General features: G+C 66.4%; 16 protein-coding genes. 4 read left to right on the top strand and 12 right to left on the bottom strand.

The features are described from left to right. Window position 1: 1 nt before the first annotated feature. Together wecC and wecB are read right to left on the bottom strand one after the other, a co-directional pair. Window positions 2-1,273, bottom strand: coding sequence for a UDP-N-acetyl-D-mannosamine dehydrogenase (gene wecC / locus IFT67_RS04435; protein WP_192145173.1), 1,272 nt, complete (start codon window positions 1,271-1,273; stop codon window positions 2-4). Continuing rightward, window positions 1,263-2,396, bottom strand: a complete 1,134-nt coding sequence (gene wecB / locus IFT67_RS04430; RefSeq protein ID WP_192145172.1) for a non-hydrolyzing UDP-N-acetylglucosamine 2-epimerase — start codon at window positions 2,394-2,396, stop codon at window positions 1,263-1,265. The genes wecC and wecB overlap by 11 nt, the downstream gene beginning before the upstream one ends. Window positions 2,397-2,543: 147 nt before the next feature. Between wecB and galU the strand changes: the two genes are divergently transcribed. Further along, window positions 2,544-3,416 (top strand): UTP--glucose-1-phosphate uridylyltransferase GalU, encoded by an 873-nt coding sequence (gene galU, locus IFT67_RS04425; RefSeq protein WP_192145171.1) that lies wholly within the window; start codon window positions 2,544-2,546, stop codon window positions 3,414-3,416. Window positions 3,417-3,435: 19 nt separating this feature from the next. On the opposite strand, the gene IFT67_RS04420 is transcribed toward galU, so the two are convergent. The 7 genes from IFT67_RS04420 to IFT67_RS04390 all read right to left on the bottom strand — a co-directional run bounded on the left by IFT67_RS04420 (window position 3,436) and on the right by IFT67_RS04390 (window position 9,995). Beyond that, a complete protein-coding gene (locus tag IFT67_RS04420; protein WP_192145170.1) occupies window positions 3,436-4,200 on the bottom strand; it encodes a HesA/MoeB/ThiF family protein in 765 nt (254 codons plus the stop codon). Continuing rightward, complete coding sequence (locus IFT67_RS04415) at window positions 4,197-4,625, bottom strand: hypothetical protein (RefSeq protein ID WP_192145169.1); 429 nt, start codon at window positions 4,623-4,625, stop codon at window positions 4,197-4,199. The genes IFT67_RS04420 and IFT67_RS04415 overlap by 4 nt, the downstream gene beginning before the upstream one ends. Continuing rightward, window positions 4,622-5,059, bottom strand: coding sequence for a dUTP diphosphatase (gene dut / locus IFT67_RS04410; RefSeq protein WP_192145168.1), 438 nt, complete (start codon window positions 5,057-5,059; stop codon window positions 4,622-4,624). Before dut ends, IFT67_RS04415 begins: the two co-directional genes overlap by 4 nt. Next, a complete protein-coding gene (coaBC, locus tag IFT67_RS04405) occupies window positions 5,056-6,243 on the bottom strand; it encodes a bifunctional phosphopantothenoylcysteine decarboxylase/phosphopantothenate--cysteine ligase CoaBC (protein WP_192145167.1) in 1,188 nt (395 codons plus the stop codon). Before coaBC ends, dut begins: the two co-directional genes overlap by 4 nt. Window positions 6,244-6,252: 9 nt before the next feature. Beyond that, window positions 6,253-7,398, bottom strand: a complete 1,146-nt coding sequence (locus tag IFT67_RS04400; protein WP_192145166.1) for a hypothetical protein — start codon at window positions 7,396-7,398, stop codon at window positions 6,253-6,255. 4 nt (window positions 7,399-7,402) lie between these two features. Further along, complete coding sequence (gene ubiB / locus IFT67_RS04395) at window positions 7,403-8,935, bottom strand: 2-polyprenylphenol 6-hydroxylase (protein WP_192145165.1); 1,533 nt, start codon at window positions 8,933-8,935, stop codon at window positions 7,403-7,405. Between the two features lie 295 nt (window positions 8,936-9,230). Beyond that, complete coding sequence (locus IFT67_RS04390) at window positions 9,231-9,995, bottom strand: class I SAM-dependent methyltransferase (protein ID WP_056051226.1); 765 nt, start codon at window positions 9,993-9,995, stop codon at window positions 9,231-9,233. Window positions 9,996-10,051: 56 nt separating this feature from the next. Here IFT67_RS04390 and mutM point away from each other — a divergent pair, with 56 nt between their 5' ends. The 3 genes from mutM (at window position 10,052) to dnaA (ending at window position 13,194) form a co-directional block, all read left to right on the top strand. Continuing rightward, window positions 10,052-10,867, top strand: coding sequence for a bifunctional DNA-formamidopyrimidine glycosylase/DNA-(apurinic or apyrimidinic site) lyase (gene mutM, locus IFT67_RS04385; RefSeq protein WP_192145164.1), 816 nt, complete (start codon window positions 10,052-10,054; stop codon window positions 10,865-10,867). A 107-nt stretch (window positions 10,868-10,974) separates the two neighbouring features. After that, window positions 10,975-11,238 carry a 30S ribosomal protein S20 gene (rpsT, locus tag IFT67_RS04380; protein WP_031394736.1) on the top strand — a complete coding sequence of 88 codons (264 nt, stop codon included), beginning with the start codon at window positions 10,975-10,977 and terminating at the stop codon, window positions 11,236-11,238. Window positions 11,239-11,706: 468 nt separating this feature from the next. Then, window positions 11,707-13,194: a chromosomal replication initiator protein DnaA gene (gene dnaA, locus IFT67_RS04375; protein WP_192146466.1), complete on the top strand. Its 1,488-nt coding sequence runs from the start codon at window positions 11,707-11,709 to the stop codon at window positions 13,192-13,194. A gap of 223 nt (window positions 13,195-13,417) precedes the next feature. On the opposite strand, the gene trpS is transcribed toward dnaA, so the two are convergent. Genes trpS through secB form a run of 3 tightly spaced genes read right to left on the bottom strand, consistent with a single transcriptional unit; the run spans window position 13,418 to window position 16,537 of the window. After that, window positions 13,418-14,425, bottom strand: coding sequence for a tryptophan--tRNA ligase (trpS, locus tag IFT67_RS04370; protein WP_133030443.1), 1,008 nt, complete (start codon window positions 14,423-14,425; stop codon window positions 13,418-13,420). Window positions 14,426-14,433: 8 nt separating this feature from the next. Then, window positions 14,434-15,999, bottom strand: a complete 1,566-nt coding sequence (gene murJ / locus IFT67_RS04365) for a murein biosynthesis integral membrane protein MurJ (RefSeq protein WP_192145163.1) — start codon at window positions 15,997-15,999, stop codon at window positions 14,434-14,436. A gap of 25 nt (window positions 16,000-16,024) precedes the next feature. Beyond that, window positions 16,025-16,537, bottom strand: a complete 513-nt coding sequence (gene secB, locus IFT67_RS04360; RefSeq protein WP_107961756.1) for a protein-export chaperone SecB — start codon at window positions 16,535-16,537, stop codon at window positions 16,025-16,027. Window positions 16,538-16,670: the final 133 nt, after the last annotated feature.

Here is a 16,670-nt window from a genome sequence, read left to right as displayed (position 1 = left end):
CCTAGAAGACGGGGCGGGGCTGATCCGGCCAGATGCCGCGCGTATCGAGCACCGTCTTGTCGGCGCGCTCCTCCAGCGGGATCGACTTGAAGACATCGTGATCGACCAGCACGACCATGATCGGGCACGTTTCGATCGCGGTGTCGACGTCGATCAGCGTCGCGCCGGTGCCGGCGAACGCCGTGGGCAGGGTCTTCGCATAGGGCTCGACGATCCGCACGCGGTCGCCGAAACGCTGGGCCACGGCGTGCGCGACCTTCAACGCCGGGCTTTCGCGGAAATCGTCGATGTTCGCCTTGAAGGCGAGGCCGAGGCAGGCGACCGGGGCATCCGGCGTCGCCTCGACCAGGGCGGCGACCTGCGCGATGACGTGGTCGGTCTTGCCGTCGTTCACTTCGCGCGCGGTGCGGATCAACGGGGTCTGATCGGGCGCGGCGTGAACCAGGAACCACGGATCGACCGCGATACAGTGGCCGCCGACGCCGGGGCCGGGCTGCAGGATGTTGACGCGCGGATGACGGTTGGCAAGGCGGATCACCTCCCACACGTCGACCCCCATCGTGTCGGCGATCAGCGACAATTCGTTGGCGAAGGCGATGTTCACGTCGCGAAACGCGTTCTCGGTAAGCTTGGTCATCTCCGCTGCGCGCGCGGTGGTCGTGACGCAGGCCCCGCGGACGAAGCGTCGGTAGAAGGTCAGCGCTTTCCGCGCGCACCGCGGGGTGATCCCGCCGATCACGCGGTCGTTGTCGATCAGTTCGACGAGGATCCGACCGGGCAACACACGCTCCGGACAATAGGCGATGGCGATGTCCGCCTGCTCGCCCGCGCGGCCGGGAACGCGGATATCGGGGCGGAGCTTGGCCAGGACGTCGCGGACCTGTTCGGTGGTGCCGACTGGTGAGGTCGATTCGAGGATGATCGTGTCGCCGGGCTTGAGTACGGTTGCGATCGTCGACGCGGCTTGCAGGACATAGCCGATGTCGGGTGCGTGGTTCTCGTCGAACGGAGTGGGTACGGCGATCACGAACACGTCGGCGGGTTCGATCGTCGTCGAGGCGCGGAGCGTACCGCGCGCCACCACGCCCGAGACGAGACCGTCGAGATCGACCTCCTCGATATGGACGCGGCCCGAATTGACTGTCTCGACGACCGAGTCGGTGACGTCGACGCCGAGCACGCGCGCACCCGTCCGCGCGATGATCGCGGCGGTAGGCAGGCCGATATAGCCGAGGCCCATGACGACGACGGAGAGTTCGGTATCAGACAGCATGCTGGGCGAATCCCTTGGCGATGATTTCGGCGATCCTGGCGGCCGCATGGCCATCCCCGAACGGGTTGTGCGCACGCGCCATAGCCGCATAGGCGGTTCTGTCGTCGAGCAGCGTGAAGATTTCGGAAACGATGCGGTCTTCGTCGGTGCCGATCAGCTTCGCGGTGCCGGCGGCGATGCCCTCGGGGCGTTCGGTCGTTTCGCGCATGACCAGCACGGGCTTGCCGAGTGCGGGTGCTTCCTCCTGCACGCCGCCCGAATCGGTTAGCACGATCTCAGCCATGCCGAGCGCGCGGACGAAGTGCGGGTAGTCGAGCGGCTCGATCCGCGCGACGTTTGCGCGGTCGCCGAGGATGTCATCCATTACCGAGACGACGTTCGGATTGGGATGGACCGGGAACAGCACGGCGACGTCGTCGCGCTCTGCAATCCGGCCGATAGCGCGCGCGATGGCGGCCATGCCGTCGCCGAAATTCTCCCGCCGGTGCGTCGTGACGAGGATGATGCGCTTGCCCGCGAACCGCACGACGATCTCGTCGAGACCAGCGGCGAGCGACGGATCGGCAGCCACGCGGTCGGCGGTCCAGTGGAGTGCGTCGATCACGGTATTGCCGGTAACGTGGACCGTGTCCGCCGCGATCGTCTCGCGGCGCAGCGCGTCCGCCGCGGTTTCCGTGGGGGCAAAGTGTAGCGCGGCGATCGGCGCGACGATGCGGCGGTTCACTTCCTCCGGCCAGGGCTGGTAGATGTCGCCCGATCGAAGCCCCGCCTCGACATGCGCGACCGGCACCTTGCGATAATAGGCGGCGAGCGCACCGGTCATCGCGGTCGCGGTATCGCCTTGCACCATGACGAGATCCGGCCGTTCCGCGTCCACGACTTCGCCGAGCCCGACCAGCAGGCGCGCGGTAAGCCGGTCGAGCGTCTGGCCGGGCTCCATCAGGTCGAGATCGATGTCGGGCGCGAGATCCGCAATCGCGAGAACCTGGTCGAGCAATCCGCGATGCTGCGCCGTGACGCAGGTGCGCACAACAAGGCCTGGCGTTTCGGCCAAGGCGCGAATGACGGGGAAGAGTTTGATCGCTTCGGGACGCGTGCCGAATATGACGAGGATCTTTGACATGGAACCTCTGTAGCCCAGCGCGTTTAAAGAGGCGCTAACCGGCTGCGACGTTTCGCCGATCGGGCAGCCCGATTTGCACGGACCCGTAACGACCGGTAAATGGTGCAGTGCAACCAAAGACCTCGAAGACAACACTGGGAGCTCCGAATGACCATAAAGCCACTGCGCAAGGCCGTCTTTCCGGTCGCTGGCCTCGGCACCCGCTTCCTGCCCGCCACCAAGGCGATGCCGAAGGAAATGCTGACCGTCGTCGACAAGCCGCTGATCCAATATGCGGTCGAAGAGGCGCTCGAGGCCGGGATCGAGCAGATCATTTTCGTGACAGGTCGCGGCAAGGGCGCGCTCGAGGATCATTTCGATATCTCGTACGAACTCGAAGACACGATGCGTGCACGCGGCAAGTCGCTGGATGCGATCAGCCATATCCGCATGAAGCCCGGTTCGCCGGTATATGTCCGCCAGCAGGAGCCATTGGGCCTCGGCCATGCGGTATGGTGCGCACGCGAGATCGTCGGCGACGAGCCGTTCGCGGTGCTGCTGCCGGACGAGCTGATGGTCGGCAAGCCCGGCTTCATGAAGCAGATGGTCGAGGCGTATAACCAGGTCGGCGGCAACGTGATCGGCGCGCTCGAAGTCGCCGATTCCGAGACCGACAAATACGGCATCATCTCACCCGGCGCGATCGATGGCCGGCTGACCGAGGTGAAGGCTCTCGTCGAGAAGCCCAAGCAGGGCACGGCGCCGTCGAACCTGATGATCCCGGGCCGCTATATCCTCCAGCCCGACGTGATGCGCATTCTCGAGAACCAGGAAAAGGGTGCGGGCGGCGAGATCCAGCTGACCGACGCGATGGCGCAGCTGATCGGCAACCAGCCGTTCCACGGCTTCACGTTCGACGGCCAGCGCTATGATTGCGGCGACAAGGCCGGATACATCCAGGCGAACCTAGCGATCGCGCTGTCGCGTGCCGACATCGGTCCGGCCGTCCGCGAGTTCGCGAAGGGCCTGCTGGCGGGCTGAAGCGGCCGTAGTTCCAGGATTACGCCGCGCCTGCAGTACCGCAGGCGCGGCACCCTGGATCCTTTGGCAGGCGGATCGAGCGGAAGCGCAGCGCGAGCAGATCCACCAGCAGCAATTTGCCGGCGGGATCGTCGCCGAACGGCGCGATCGCGCGGAGGACTTCGAGCGCGGCGAGACTGCCGAGGACACCCGTGACTGGCCCCAACACGCCGTCCTCTGCGCAGCTGGTCTCGGCGCGTTCCGGGTCTTCGCCGACGAAACAGCGATAACACGGCTTGTCCGCTTCCCAGCCGCGATACGTCGCGAGCTGCCCTTCGAACTGACCGACCGCGGCCGAGACGAGCGGGATTTTTGCGGCATATGCGGCGTCGGCGACGCAGAACCGCGTCGCGAAGTTGTCGCAGCCGTCGAGCACGACATCGGCGCCCGCGAGCAGGCCCGTAACGTTCGAAACGTCGATCCGAACGCGGCGCGTGTCGACCGCAACGTACGGGTTGATCCGCTGCACCGCAGCCGCCGCCGCCTCGACCTTGGCGATACCGGTATCCGCGGTGGTGAAGATCGTCTGGCGCTGCAGGTTCGACGGCTCGACACTGTCGTCGTCGATCAGGATCAGCCGGCCGACGCCTGCTGCCCCAAGATACTGGATCGCGGGCGAGCCGATCCCGCCTGCGCCGACGATTGCGACGGTCGCTGCCTTCAGCCGCGCCTGGCCGCTACCGCCGAATTCCTTGAGGACGATATGGCGCGCATACCGGGTGAGTTCGTCGTCGGAGAGGATCATGCGCCCCAGGCGAACGTCAGGCTGGTGCGGTACCAGGTGTCGGAGTCCGTATCGACCACGTCGATCGAATCGCGCGCGCCGAGGATCACGCCGGCGGCATATTGCTCGACCGTCGGGCAGTCGATCGCGCGCGGCGTGACGCGGCGGACGCGACCATCGGGGGTCATCAACACGGCAAGATCGAGCGTCAGGCTCCAGCCCTGCATCGTCCTGATCGCCTTGACGCACCGCCCGGCCATCACTTCGCCGTGCACATAGGCGGACGTGTTCGCGAGCGTGCTCGCCTGCTTGCGGATGCGCAGGACGGGCAGCGCGGTCCAGTCCTGCGGTGGCATTCCGGCGGTCGCCACGGTCGACGGCACTAGGATCGGCGGCGGGGCGATCGGCGCAACGGCCTGGGCCAGAAGGAGAAGTGCGGCGATCATCGGCCGGTCGATCCGAACCCACCGATGCCGCGCGACGTCTCGCCCAGCGTGCCGACTTCGGCGAGCGTCGCGCGCAGGACGACCGCGGGGACGAGCTGCGCGATACGGTCGCCCCGCGCGATCTCGAAGGGGTCCTGGCCGAGGTTGGCGAGGATGACCTTCACCTCGCCGCGATAGTCGCTGTCGATCGTGCCGGGCGTGTTGAGGCAGGTGACGCCGTGCTTCAGCGCGAGGCCGGAGCGGGGGCGGACCTGGACCTCATGCCCGACGGGAATGGCGATCGCAAAGCCGGTCGCGACGGCGGCGCGAGCGCCGGGCGCTAGCGTCAGCGCTTCGGCGGCGACGACGTCCATCCCGGCGGCACCCTCGGTCGCATAGGCAGGCAGCGGCAGGCCCTCGCCGTGCGGCAGGCGCTTCAGTTCGATACGGATCATGACGCCGCTTCTAGCGCATCGGCGATGCGGTCCGCCAGTCGTGCGGCGACCGCGTCCTTGGGCAGGCGCTCCCAGCTCTCGACGCCGGCTTCGGTGACGAGGTGGACGCTGTTGTCCGCGCCGCCCATGACGTCACCCGAGACGTCGTTGGCGACGATCCAGTCCGCGGTCTTGCGCACGCGCTTGGCGACGGCGTGCTCGAGTACGCGCTCGGTCTCGGCGGCGAACCCGATCAGCAGGCGAGGACGGTGCGGGCTGCGCGCCAGGGTCGCGAGAATGTCGGGATTCTCTGCGAGCGTCAGCGTCGGCGTGGCATCGCCCTTCTTGATCTTCTGCGGGACGGATTCGACGTGCCAGTCCGCGACCGCGGCGACCATGACGGCGGCGTCGGCGGGCAGCCCGCGGTCGACTGCGTCCGCCATCTCGCGCGCGGTCTCGACATCGACCCGGTCGACGCCGTGCGGAGTCGGCAGCGTCACGGGGCCGGCGACGAGCGTCACGCGTGCGCCGAGCCGTGCCAGCGCCGCGGCGATCGCGAAGCCCTGTTTGCCTGACGAGCGGTTGGCGATGTAGCGGACCGGATCGATCGGCTCGTGCGTCGGGCCGGCGGTGACAAGGACGTGGCGGCCCGCCAAGCGCTTTGGCGGGCCGGGGGCGAGCATCGCTTCGATCGCCGCGACGATCGCGGGCGGCTCGGGTAGGCGGCCGGGGCCGTATTCGCCGCACGCCATTATGCCTTCGTCGGGCGTCATCACCGTCACGCCGTCGGCACGAAGCTGCGCCACGTTGCGGACTGTCGCGGCATGGCCCCACATGCGGACGTTCATCGCCGGCGCGACCAGCACCGGTGTGTCGGTCGCGAGCAGCAGCGTCGTCGCGAGGTCGTCCGCGAGGCCTGCCGTCATCCGCGCCATCAGGTCGGCGGTGGCGGGCGCGACGACGATCAGGTCGGCCTCGCGGCTGAGCTGGATATGGCCCATCTCGGCCTCGTCCTTGAGGTCCCAGAGCGTCGTGTAGACCTTGTCCTCGCTCAGGGCTGCGAGCGTCATCGGCGTGACGAAATGATGCGCGGCCTCGGTCATTACGCACCGCACTGCGTACCCGCGCGTCTTGAGCAGGCGGATCAGCTCGGCGGCCTTGTAGGCGGCGATCCCGCCGCCGACGATCAGGAGGATGCGTTTCATGCTGCTACCCTAACGGATAATGCGCTTCACGGTAATGCGCCGGGTATCGAGCGCCGCGGCGAACAGGTCGCGCAATCCGTCGACCGCGAACACCAGCCCGACCAGCAGCACCGGCGTGGTCATCAGCGCCCAGTAGAAATTGTCGCTCCGCGCGAACAGCGAGATCAGCGCGGCATAGGCGGCGAACACGACGAGCGCGCGCGTCGCGATCGCATTGCGCCACGCGAGCCAGCCGAACAGCGCGGTGCCGAGGATCAGCGAGGCGAGCCACTGCGGCAGGAGGTCAAGCCCCGACGAGATCGTCGCCAGCCTGACGTAGAACCCGAACCCCTCGAGCCCGCTCCACCCCTGCGATACGCGGTCGAGCGGACCGCTGACCAGCGACACCGCGTGTGCATGGGCGGCAAGCACCAGGGCGAAGACCCCAATCGCCCCGAGCCAGCCGAGCGTCTCGCGCCGCTCGCCCTCGCCCCATGCGAACACCGCCATGATCGCGACGTACAGCAACGCCGTCTCGCGGATCAGCATCGCCGACAGGCCGAACGCGACTGCGGGCAGCCAGTGGCCGGGGCGGCGCAACGCGAGGGACAGTGCGATCAGCGGACCTGCCCAAACTTCGTGGAAAACTACCGAGCTGGAGTCGAGGTTCACGTAGAGACCGGCGACCACCAACAGGCCCGCCGCGCCGAGCGGAACGACGCCTGCCGTTTCCGGACGAAGCCGCGCGACCCAGGCCAGGACCGTGCCAACGCACAACGCCAGCAGCAGCAGGTTGACCAATATTGAGGGCAAGGTCGCCTCGACAACGGCCAACGTAGGCAGTCTAACTGCGAAAAACGGTTTCAGCGGGTAATGGCCTATGCGCTGCGATTCGGCCGCGACGGCGTAATAGGGTGATCCGCTGCGGACGCCGGCAACGATCGTTTCGTACAGCAGCAGGTCGGTCTGCCCTGGTGGCGGGCCATCGGATGCGACCGAGGTTGATGCGGCGCCTCCGTCGATGCTCGGTCGCGGGCCCGGCGAGGCGATCGCGCTGAGGCAGGCCGCCAGGAATACCAGGAACAGCACAAGCCCGATCCGCGCCTGCGCCGACGGCATGCCCACGAACCGGGTCGCGCGGGTCGTCCACAACGGAGCGCCGCGCCGCGTCTTCATGCCCTCAACCAAACAGCAGCGTCGTCGCGACCCCGGCGGCGGCGGCGAGTACGGCGACGAGGCCGTAGCGCCAGCCGCCACCGATCCGGATCACTTCGATCTCGCGCAGCGGCATCGTCGGCGGTGCTCCACCGGGGGCGGGGTAATGCGCCTCGATCCGACGGACCAGCTCGGGGAGTCGTGTCAGCGTCTGGAAATCCGCGATCAGGCGGTCAGCGATCATCGCCTCGGGCCCTAGTTCGCCGCGGATCCAGTCCCGGACGAACGGTTCGGCGGCTTCCCACAGGTTGATGTCGGGGTTGAGGCTGGTCGCGACGCCCTCGACCATCACCATCGTCTTCTGCAGCAGCAGCAGGTGCGGCTGCGTCACCATGTCGAAATCGCGCGTGATCGAGAACAGACTGTCGAGCATCATGCCGATCGACATGTCCTTGACCGGCAGGCCGCGCATCGGTTCGCCGACCGCGCGTAGGGCCGTCGCGAACTCGGCGACGTCGTGATGCGCGGGGACGTAGCCTGCCTCGAAATGGATCTCGGCGACGCGTTTGTAGTTGCCGGTGATCAGGCCGTAGAGGATCTCTGCGAGCCAGACCCGCGCGCGGCGGTCGATCCGGCCCATGATGCCGAAGTCGATCGCGGCGATGCGGTTGCCGGGGAGCGCGAACAGGTTTCCCTGGTGCATGTCGGCGTGAAAGAACCCGTCGGCGATCGCCTGGCGGAGGAACGCGCGGACCAGCGTCTGCGCGAGCGCGGGGAGGTCGTAGCCGGCGGTGACGAGTGCGGGTCGGTCGGACAGCTTGATGCCGTCGATCCACTCGATCGTCATGACCTTCGCGGTCGATCGCGCCCAGTCGATCGCAGGGATGACGAAATCGGGCTCGGCGGTCATGCCTTCCGCGAGTTCGGAGGCGGACGCGGCTTCGCGGCGGAAGTTGAGTTCGCGTAAGGTCCAGCGCTTGAACGTCTCGATCGTGAGGCGGGGGCGGAGGCGCATCGCCTCGGGGCTGAGCGCCTCGAGTTGCGCTGCGGCCCAGCTGTAGGTGTCGATCGCGCGCGCGAAATCGTCCTCGACGCCGGGGCGGAGGATTTTCACCGCGACCTGGCGGCCATCCGTCGTAACGGCGCGGTGGACCTGCGCGATCGATGCGGCGCCGACCGGGATCGGTTCGATGCGCGAGAACAGCGTTTCCAGCGGCTTGCCGAAGCTTGCTAGCATCGCCGCCTCGATCGTCTCGTAGGGGACCGGGGAGAGCTGGTCCTGCAACCTCAGCAGGTCATGCGCGGCGTCCTCGCCGACGAGATCCGGCCGCGTGGCGAGCGTCTGGCCCAGCTTGATCGCCGCCGGCCCGATCGCCTGGAACGCATCGGCATAGCGCGGCACGGCCGGCACGCGCGCTCCGAACCGCGCGATCCGTGCGAGGCGGCGGACGGGCGCGGGCGTGTTCGGGTCGCGCTCGATGCCCCGCAGTGCGCCGTGACGGGCGAGAATGCGGCCCCATTTGAGGAGGCGCCAGACGTGGGTGGTGGAGGCAGTCACTGGGCGAGGGCGCCTTGAGAAGGGTTTTGTTCGCGCGAAGGCGCGAAGGCGCGAAGAGAAGAGATTGGTTCACGCGGAGACGCGGAGCCGCGGAGAGAAAGAAGAAGTGGTTCGCGCGGAAGCGCATAGGCGCGGAGCTGTTGTTCTTCGCCGCGGATGCGGCTTTTCATCATTGGCGAAAGGCTGACATAGCGCTGATGCGCAAGAGCCTTGGCGCCTTTGGGCCCACTTACTCTCCGCGTCTCCGCGTCTCCGCGTGAACCACTCTTCGCGCCTTCGCTCCTTCGCGTGATCACTAGATCTTCCACCCGCTGTGGATCGCTACCAGTCCGCCCAGCAGCGGCTCGACCTTCGTCTGCACGAAGCCCGCGTCCGCGATCATGCCCTTGAACTTGGGCATGTCGGGGAAGCGGCGGATCGATTCGATCAGGTAGCGGTAGCTGTCGGCGTCCTGCGCCAGAAGCTGGCCGAGCTTCGGGACCATCTTGTGCGAGTACGCGTCGTAAACCTCGGCGAACCCGGGCCACACGGTTGTCGAGAATTCGAGGCAGTAGAAGCGTCCGCCGCGGCGCAGGACGCGGTGCGCCTCGCGCAACGCCTTCGGGATATCGGTCACGTTCCGGATACCGAACGCGATCGTGTACGCGTCGAAGAACTTGTCGGGGAAGGTCAGCGTTTCCGCATTGGCTTCGGTCCAGACCAGGCCGTCGATCCCGCGCTTCTGGGCGCGCTGCATGCCGACTTCGAGCATCTGCGGGTTGATGTCGGCGACCGTGATCGACGCGCCCGATGGCTCCATGCGGAAGGCGATGTCGCCGGTGCCGCCGGCCATGTCTAGGATCTGCTCGCCCTCGCGCGGTTTCACGCGGCGGACGAAGCGGTCCTTCCACAGGCGGTGCATGCCGCCCGACATCGCATCGTTCATCAGGTCGTATTTGCCTGCGACGTTCGAGAAGACGCCGCCGACGCGGGCGGTCTTCTCGGTGGCGGGGATGTCTTCGTAGCCGAAGGAGACGGTATCGGGCGTGAGTGCGGGCGCGGGCGCGATCAAGTCGTTCATATCCTGCGCTCTAGCCGCGCCTTGTGGCGCGAGCAAACGCAACCTAGCTGCAAACCGTGCCAGAATTACCAGAAGTCGAAACCACCGTGCGCGGGCTGGAGCCCGTGCTGAAGGGCCAGCGCCTGACGTCGGTCGAGCCGCGTCGCGCCGACCTGCGCAAAGCGATCCCGGTCGACCTGCGCCAACGGATGACGGGGGCGACCGTGACGCATTTGGGCCGTCGCGCGAAATACGGGCTGATCGATACCGATCGGGGCGATACGCTCGTCTTCCATCTCGGCATGTCGGGGCGCTGGCGAGTCGATCCGAGCGAATTGCTCGCGCACGATCACCTGCTAATCGGCACCGCGGCGGGGCGGACGGTCGCGCTCAACGATCCGCGGCGATTCGGCTTTCTCGATCTTTGGGCGACCGAGGACATCGCCAATTACCCGCCGTTCCTCAGCATGGGGCCGGAGCCGCTCGGGCCCGACCTGACCGCTGCGTATCTCCTGGAGATGCTCGAAGGGCGGGGGGCGTCGATCAAGGCGATGCTGCTCGATCAGCGAATCGTCGCGGGTCTTGGCAACATCTATGTGTGCGAGGCGCTACACATGGCGAAGATCGCGCCGTCACGAGCGGCGGGGCGTATCTCGCTGTTTCGACTCGAGCGACTCGTCGAGGCGATTCGGACGGTGCTGACGGCAGCGATCCTGGCGGGCGGGTCTTCGCTCCGGGACTACGTCCGGCCGGACGGCGAACTCGGCTATTTCTCTAAGCAATGGCGCGTCTATGGGCGTGAAGGCGAGGCGTGCGAATGTGGCGCTACCGTGAAGCGGCGGACGGAGGGCGGGCGCTCGACGTTCTGGTGTCCGAAGTGCCAACGCGGTTGAGCCTATCAGTTGACGGGCCAGCACAAAGTGGGTAGGGCCGCGGCTTCGAGAGGGCGTAGGAGCAATCCGGCGCCCCTTTTTATTCATTCGAACATCCAGAGGGCTTCATGGCGAACACGCCGCAGGCGAAAAAGCGTATCCGTCGCAACGACCGTCGCGCGGAAGTGAACGGCAACCGTGTCGGTCGTATCCGTACCTTCATCAAGAAGGTCGAGGCCGCACTGGCTTCGGGCGACAAGGGCGCAGCGACGACCGCACTGGCCGCGGCACAGCCTGAGCTTCAGCGTGGCGTCGCCAAGGGCGTGCTGCACAAGAACACCGCGAGCCGCAAGTTCGCGCGTCTGACCAAGGCCGTGACCGGGCTCGCCTAAGCGAACCGTCATTGCTGAGTAGATCACCCGTCGGGAATTCCCGGCGGGTTTTTTGCGTGTGCGAACGGAACCGATCGGGAGTCTGCATAACCCCAGGATTCCCCGCGATTCGAGTATGCACAGATCAAGTCAGTCGATGACCAGATTCACAAAAAATGCGTAAAGACAGCCACTTATAAAAATATCGACGCATTTCCGGGGCTTGGTCAAGTCAAGCCGGTTTATTTCGAAAATGTGACGTGTCCGGGCCTTGCTCAACGCGCCGATCGCTTCATAACTGGCCCGGCAGCGACGATGCTCACGACCGTGAATCACGGGGGCACGCATCGGCGCTTCATGAATAGGGCGAAGATGCCGGATGACCGTTGTGGGTCGTCGCGGGGGATCATTTTCTGTCGGAACTAAATCACCAGCGCGAGCGTCGCGCGGGGTCGGAGAAGTGTGCGCGTGGCGAACTGGCAAGGATCGATGGCGCACGTGACCGAGGCCGAAAAGGCCTGGGCCCGCGTGCGTACGTCCTTGCGCGAGTCTGCCGGCGTGCGCCTGTTCGAACAGTGGTTGAAGCCGATCGAGCTGATCCCGGGGGACGATCGCGACACGATCCGCCTCGCGTTGCCGTCGGCGTTCATGACGAACTGGGTGCGCAATCATTACGCCGACCGGCTCGTGCTCGAATTCAAGCAGATCCTGCCGCACGTCCGCACCGTGCAGATCGAGACCCGAGCGCCGGGCCGCGCGCCGGTGGTGCTCGCAATCGAACCGGCCGCGCCCGTGCCCGCGACGCCCGCACCTGTCGCGAATCCCGTGCCGTCCGAGACCAGGTCGGTTGCGGAGCCTGCGCAGGTTTCGATGAAGTTCGGCGTCGATCCGTCGCTGAAGCCGGCGCCGGCGGTTCCCGTCGCTGCGCCGGTGGCCATGGGCGTGCCGGCCGAACGGCCGCCGCTCGATCCGCGCTATACGTTTGCGCGATTCGTCGTCGATCCGTCCAACAAGGTGGCGTTCAACGCCGCCAAGGTGCTCGCCGAGCCGGGCCCGGTCCGGTTCAGCCCGTTGTTCCTCCACAGCGGCACGGGGCAGGGCAAGACCCACCTCATGCACGCGATCGGCCACGCGTTCCTCGAGCATAACCCGCACGCGATCGTGCTGTGCATGTCGGCCGAGCGCTTCATGTACGATTTCGTCGCGTCGATGCGCGCACGCGACACGCATGCGTTCAAGCAGCGGCTGCGCGGTGCCGACCTACTGCTGATTGATGACCTTCAGTTCATCGCCGGCAAGGATGCGACGCAGGAAGAATTCTTCCATACGGTCAACGAGATCATGGCAGCGGGCAAGCGGCTGGTGATCTCGGCCGATCGCTGCCCGCAGGCGCTGGAAGGCGTCGAGGCGCGGATCGTCAGCCGCATGTCGGTTGGCCTGGTCGCGGATATCAAGGCGCCCGACCTGATGCTGCGCCGGACGATCCTCGACCGGAAACTCGTCGACCTGCCCGACATGCGCGTGCCGACCGACGTGCTCGATCTGCTCGCGAGCCGCATCCACGCGAACATCCGCGAGCTCGAAGGCGCGCTGAACCGGGTGGTGGCGTATGCGCAGCTGACCGGTGATACGATCGATCTCGACTTCGCAGTGGCGACGTTGGGTGAGGTGCTGCGCGGCGCGCAGAAGCGCGTGACGATCGACGAGATCCAGAAGCTGGTGTCCGCGCATTTCGAGCTGAAGCCGCTCGACCTGATTTCCGCGCGGCGCGCGCGGGCTGTTGCGCGGCCGCGGCAGATCGCGATGTACTTGGCAAAGCGGCTGACGACGCGGTCGCTGCCGGAGATCGGCCGGAAGTTCGGTGGCCGCGATCACTCGACGGTGATCCATGCGGTGCGCAAGATCGAGGAACTGCGCGACTCGGACCGCGATATCGATGCTGCGGTCCGCGTGCTGATGCGCGAGCTGGAAGGCTAGGCTAGCCCGTACTTCCTTGTTCTCCCGCGAAGGCGGGAGCCCAGTCTGGACCCCCGCCTTCGCGGGGGAACAAGCTAGTGCGGGCGATATCGCGGCATGTGGCCGCGTGACCCGGCACACCAAAAATTCCCCCGTCATCCTGACGAAAGTCAGGATCCAGAGTTACGGACGGTTGCTTATTTGGCTCTGGATCCTGACTTTCGTCAGGATGACGGAATAGGGGTTAAACCTGCAACCCCATCGCGTCCTGCGTCTGTTTGAGCACCGGTGCCGCCAGCGCACGCGCCTTCTCCGCGCCCGCCTGCAATACCGCCGTCACCGCGCTGCGATCATCGAGCAACCGCACCATCTCGTCACGGATCGGCCCTAGCTTAGCCACGGCCAGGTCCGCCAGCGCAGGCTTGAACGCGCCGAAGCCCTTGCCACCGAACTCGCCGAGCACCGTCGCCACGTCGCTATCCGCCAGCGCCGCGTAGATCGTCAGCAGGTTGCGCGCTTCCGCCCGGTCGCCAAGTTCCTCTACGGTCGCGGGCAGCACGTCGGGATCGGTCTTCGCCTTGCGGAACTTGTCCGCGATCGTGTCGTCGCTGTCGATCAGCTTCACCACCGACTGCTCGGACGGGTTCGACTTCGACATCTTCGCGCTCGCATCGCGCAGGCTCATAATCCGCGGCGCCGCCTTGCTGATCAGCGGGGCGGGGAGCGTGAACAGGTCGACGCCGTAATCGCCGTTGAACTTCGTCGCGATGTCGCGCGCGAGTTCGAGATGCTGCTTCTGGTCCTCACCGACCGGCACGTGCGTCGCGTTGTAGAGCAGCACATCGGCCGCCATCAGCACTGGATAATCGTACAGCCCGACACTTGCGCCTTCGCGGTTCTTGCCTGCCTTGTCCTTGAACTGCGTCATCCGGTTGAGCCAGCCGACCCGCGCGACGGTGTTGAGCAGCCACGCCATCTCGCTGTGCGCCGGCACGCGCGCTTGGTTGAACAGGATCGACTTCGCCGGATCGATCCCCGCTGCGATCATCGTCGCAGCGACCTCGATCGTGTGCGACGAGAGCTCGGCGGGCGCGATCCATTCGGTCGGCGCATGAAGGTCGGCGATGAAGAACATCGACTCGCCGCCCTGTGCGGCGACATCGTCCTGCAGCGTCACCCACTGCTTCACCGCCCCCAGGTAATTGCCGAGATGGAGATTACCGGTGGGCTTGATGCCGGAAAGGACGCGCATGTAGAAACCTATCTGGAACGACGCAGAAGCGTGGAGATGTCGCCCAGCCGGAACGCGCCGGTGAGCAATGTCGCGATCGCATAGACGACGCCGCCGGTCGCGACCAGCACCAGCATCGCCCCCCAGCGCTCGACGCTGGTGCCCGTCACGAACGGCTGGAACAGGCTATTCAGGAAATACATCACGACGCCCATGATGAGCGCGGCGACGAGCAGCCGCCATGTCCGACGACGGAGCCGGGCATCGGGCGTGAAGTGCCCGCGGCGGACGAGCGTGCGGTACAGCATCGCGACGTTCACCGTGCTGGCGATCGCGGTGGCGAGCGGCGGGCCCATGTGACCGAGTGGCTTGATGAAGGCGAGGTTGAGGACGAGGTTCACGACCATCGACATCGTCGCATAGCGGACCGGCGTGCGCGTGTCGGAGCGCGCGTAATAGCCGGGCGTCAGCACCTTCACGAGTATGTACGACGGCAGGCCTACCGAAAACGCGGCGAGCGCCTGCGCGGTCAGCACGCTGTCCTCGAGCGCGAACTTGCCGTGCTGGAACAGTGCACCGACGATCGGCACGCCGCACACAATCAGCGCGACCGTCGCGGGCAGCGTAAGGAACAGCGCGAGCTCCATGCCGCGGTTCTGCGTCGCCATCGCCTCCGCATCCTCGCCGCGGCCAAGCTGGCGCGAGATCGTTGGCAGCAACACCGTGCCAAGCCCGATCCCGATCAGCCCGAGCGGGAGCTGGTTCAGTCGGTCGGCGAAATAGATGTACGAGACCGACCCCGCCGGCAGCAGTGCGGCAGCAAGCGCGGTCGAGACGACGAGGTTGATCTGCACTGCCCCGGCGCCGGCGGCTGCGGGCCAGATCAGCGACATGAGCTTCTTCACGTCGGGGTTGAGCTGCGGACGCTTCAGCCGGAGCTTCACGCCTGAGGCGCGACACGCCCAGATCAGCCACAGAAGCTGCAACGCGCCCGACACCGTCACCGCGATCGCCTGGTTGCGCGCGGTCAGCAACGGCTGGTGTTCATGGAACAGCAGCAGCGCCGCGATCAGCGTCGCGTTGAGCAGGATCGGTGCGGCCGCATTGATCCAGAATTTGTGCAGCGAATTGAGGATGCCGCCGAGCAGTGACACCAGACTGATCAGCAGCAGATAGGGCAGGGTGATCCGCGAGAGGTGGACGACATAGTCGAACCGCTCCGCGCTCGCACCGTTGAATCCGAAGGTCAGCAGCCACGTCATCGGCCACGCCGCGAGTTCGAAGATCGCGGTCATCAGGATCAGCGTCGGCAGCAGCACCGACAGCGCGTCCTCGGCGAACGCGATCCCGTCGGGCAGCCCGCGGCCATCCTTGTCGCCGACCTTCCGATTGAACATCGGGATGAACGCGGCGGAGAACGCGCCCTCCGCGAAGAGCGCGCGGAACATATTGGGGAGGCGGAACGCGATCAGGAACGCGTCGGACGCGAACCCGGCGCCGACGAACCGCGCGAACAGCGAGTCGCGCACCAGCCCCAGGACGCGGCTGGCGAGCGTCAGCCCGCCGACCGATCCCAGCGCCTTAGTCAGGTTCATCTAAGCGCGCTCCGCCCCCGGTCGATCAGGCCTGGCCGAAATCGCCGACGTTGGGCTGGATGCCAGCCTGCTCGGACTGCTGGATATAGAGCTGCGAGAAGTCGATCGGCTCGAGCAACAGCGGCGGGAAGCCACCGTCACGGACGGCATCCGACAGCACGCGACGCGCGAACGGGAACAGCAGGCGCGGGGCCTCGCCGAGCAGGAACGGCTGGACATGCTCGGCCGGGATGTTGCGCAGCCCGAACAGGCCCGCGTACGAAAGGTCGACGATGAACGCGACCTGGCCATCGCTCTCGGCGCGGACGTCGATCTTGAGCACGACCTCATGCACTTCGTCGCCGACCTGCGCCGCGCCGATGTTGAACTGAACGTCGATCGCCGGGGGCGTCTGGTTCTGGTAGACGGCGGGGGCATTGGGGTTCTCGAACGACAGGTCCTTGACGTATTGCGAGATCAGCCCGGCAGCGGGGATCGTGTCTTCACCGTTCGCCAGAGCCTGGTCTGGCGTGGTGAAGCCGTTGTCCTGATCATCCATTCGTCGTGTCCTTAGAAGATAAGCGCGGAAATGGGACCGAAGCGGCACGCTTGCGCGTTCATATCGGTCAGGGCGCTGCGAGTAGCAGTGCCGACGGGGCGTTTCAACGGCCCCGGGTTTGAATAAACGCAGC

This window comes from Sphingomonas sp. CFBP 13728 (assembly GCF_014841895.1).
Taxonomy (GTDB): domain Bacteria; phylum Pseudomonadota; class Alphaproteobacteria; order Sphingomonadales; family Sphingomonadaceae; genus Sphingomonas.
The sequence above is the reverse complement of the archived record's forward strand: the minus strand, read 5'-3'. Positions and strand labels throughout refer to the sequence as shown.

Coding starts and splice junctions, on each gene's coding strand:
- wecC (WP_192145173.1), bottom strand. CDS start 1,273: ATGCTGTCTGATACCGAACTCTCCGTCGTCGTCATGGGCCTCGGCTAT.
- wecB (WP_192145172.1), bottom strand. CDS start 2,396: ATGTCAAAGATCCTCGTCATATTCGGCACGCGTCCCGAAGCGATCAAA.
- galU (WP_192145171.1), top strand. CDS start 2,544: ATGACCATAAAGCCACTGCGCAAGGCCGTCTTTCCGGTCGCTGGCCTC.
- IFT67_RS04420 (WP_192145170.1), bottom strand. CDS start 4,200: ATGATCCTCTCCGACGACGAACTCACCCGGTATGCGCGCCATATCGTC.
- IFT67_RS04415 (WP_192145169.1), bottom strand. CDS start 4,625: ATGATCGCCGCACTTCTCCTTCTGGCCCAGGCCGTTGCGCCGATCGCC.
- dut (WP_192145168.1), bottom strand. CDS start 5,059: ATGATCCGTATCGAACTGAAGCGCCTGCCGCACGGCGAGGGCCTGCCG.
- coaBC (WP_192145167.1), bottom strand. CDS start 6,243: ATGAAACGCATCCTCCTGATCGTCGGCGGCGGGATCGCCGCCTACAAG.
- IFT67_RS04400 (WP_192145166.1), bottom strand. CDS start 7,398: ATGAAGACGCGGCGCGGCGCTCCGTTGTGGACGACCCGCGCGACCCGG.
- IFT67_RS04390 (WP_056051226.1), bottom strand. CDS start 9,995: ATGAACGACTTGATCGCGCCCGCGCCCGCACTCACGCCCGATACCGTC.
- rpsT (WP_031394736.1), top strand. CDS start 10,975: ATGGCGAACACGCCGCAGGCGAAAAAGCGTATCCGTCGCAACGACCGT.
- dnaA (WP_192146466.1), top strand. CDS start 11,707: ATGGCGCACGTGACCGAGGCCGAAAAGGCCTGGGCCCGCGTGCGTACG.
- trpS (WP_133030443.1), bottom strand. CDS start 14,425: ATGCGCGTCCTTTCCGGCATCAAGCCCACCGGTAATCTCCATCTCGGC.
- murJ (WP_192145163.1), bottom strand. CDS start 15,999: ATGAACCTGACTAAGGCGCTGGGATCGGTCGGCGGGCTGACGCTCGCC.
- secB (WP_107961756.1), bottom strand. CDS start 16,537: ATGGATGATCAGGACAACGGCTTCACCACGCCAGACCAGGCTCTGGCG.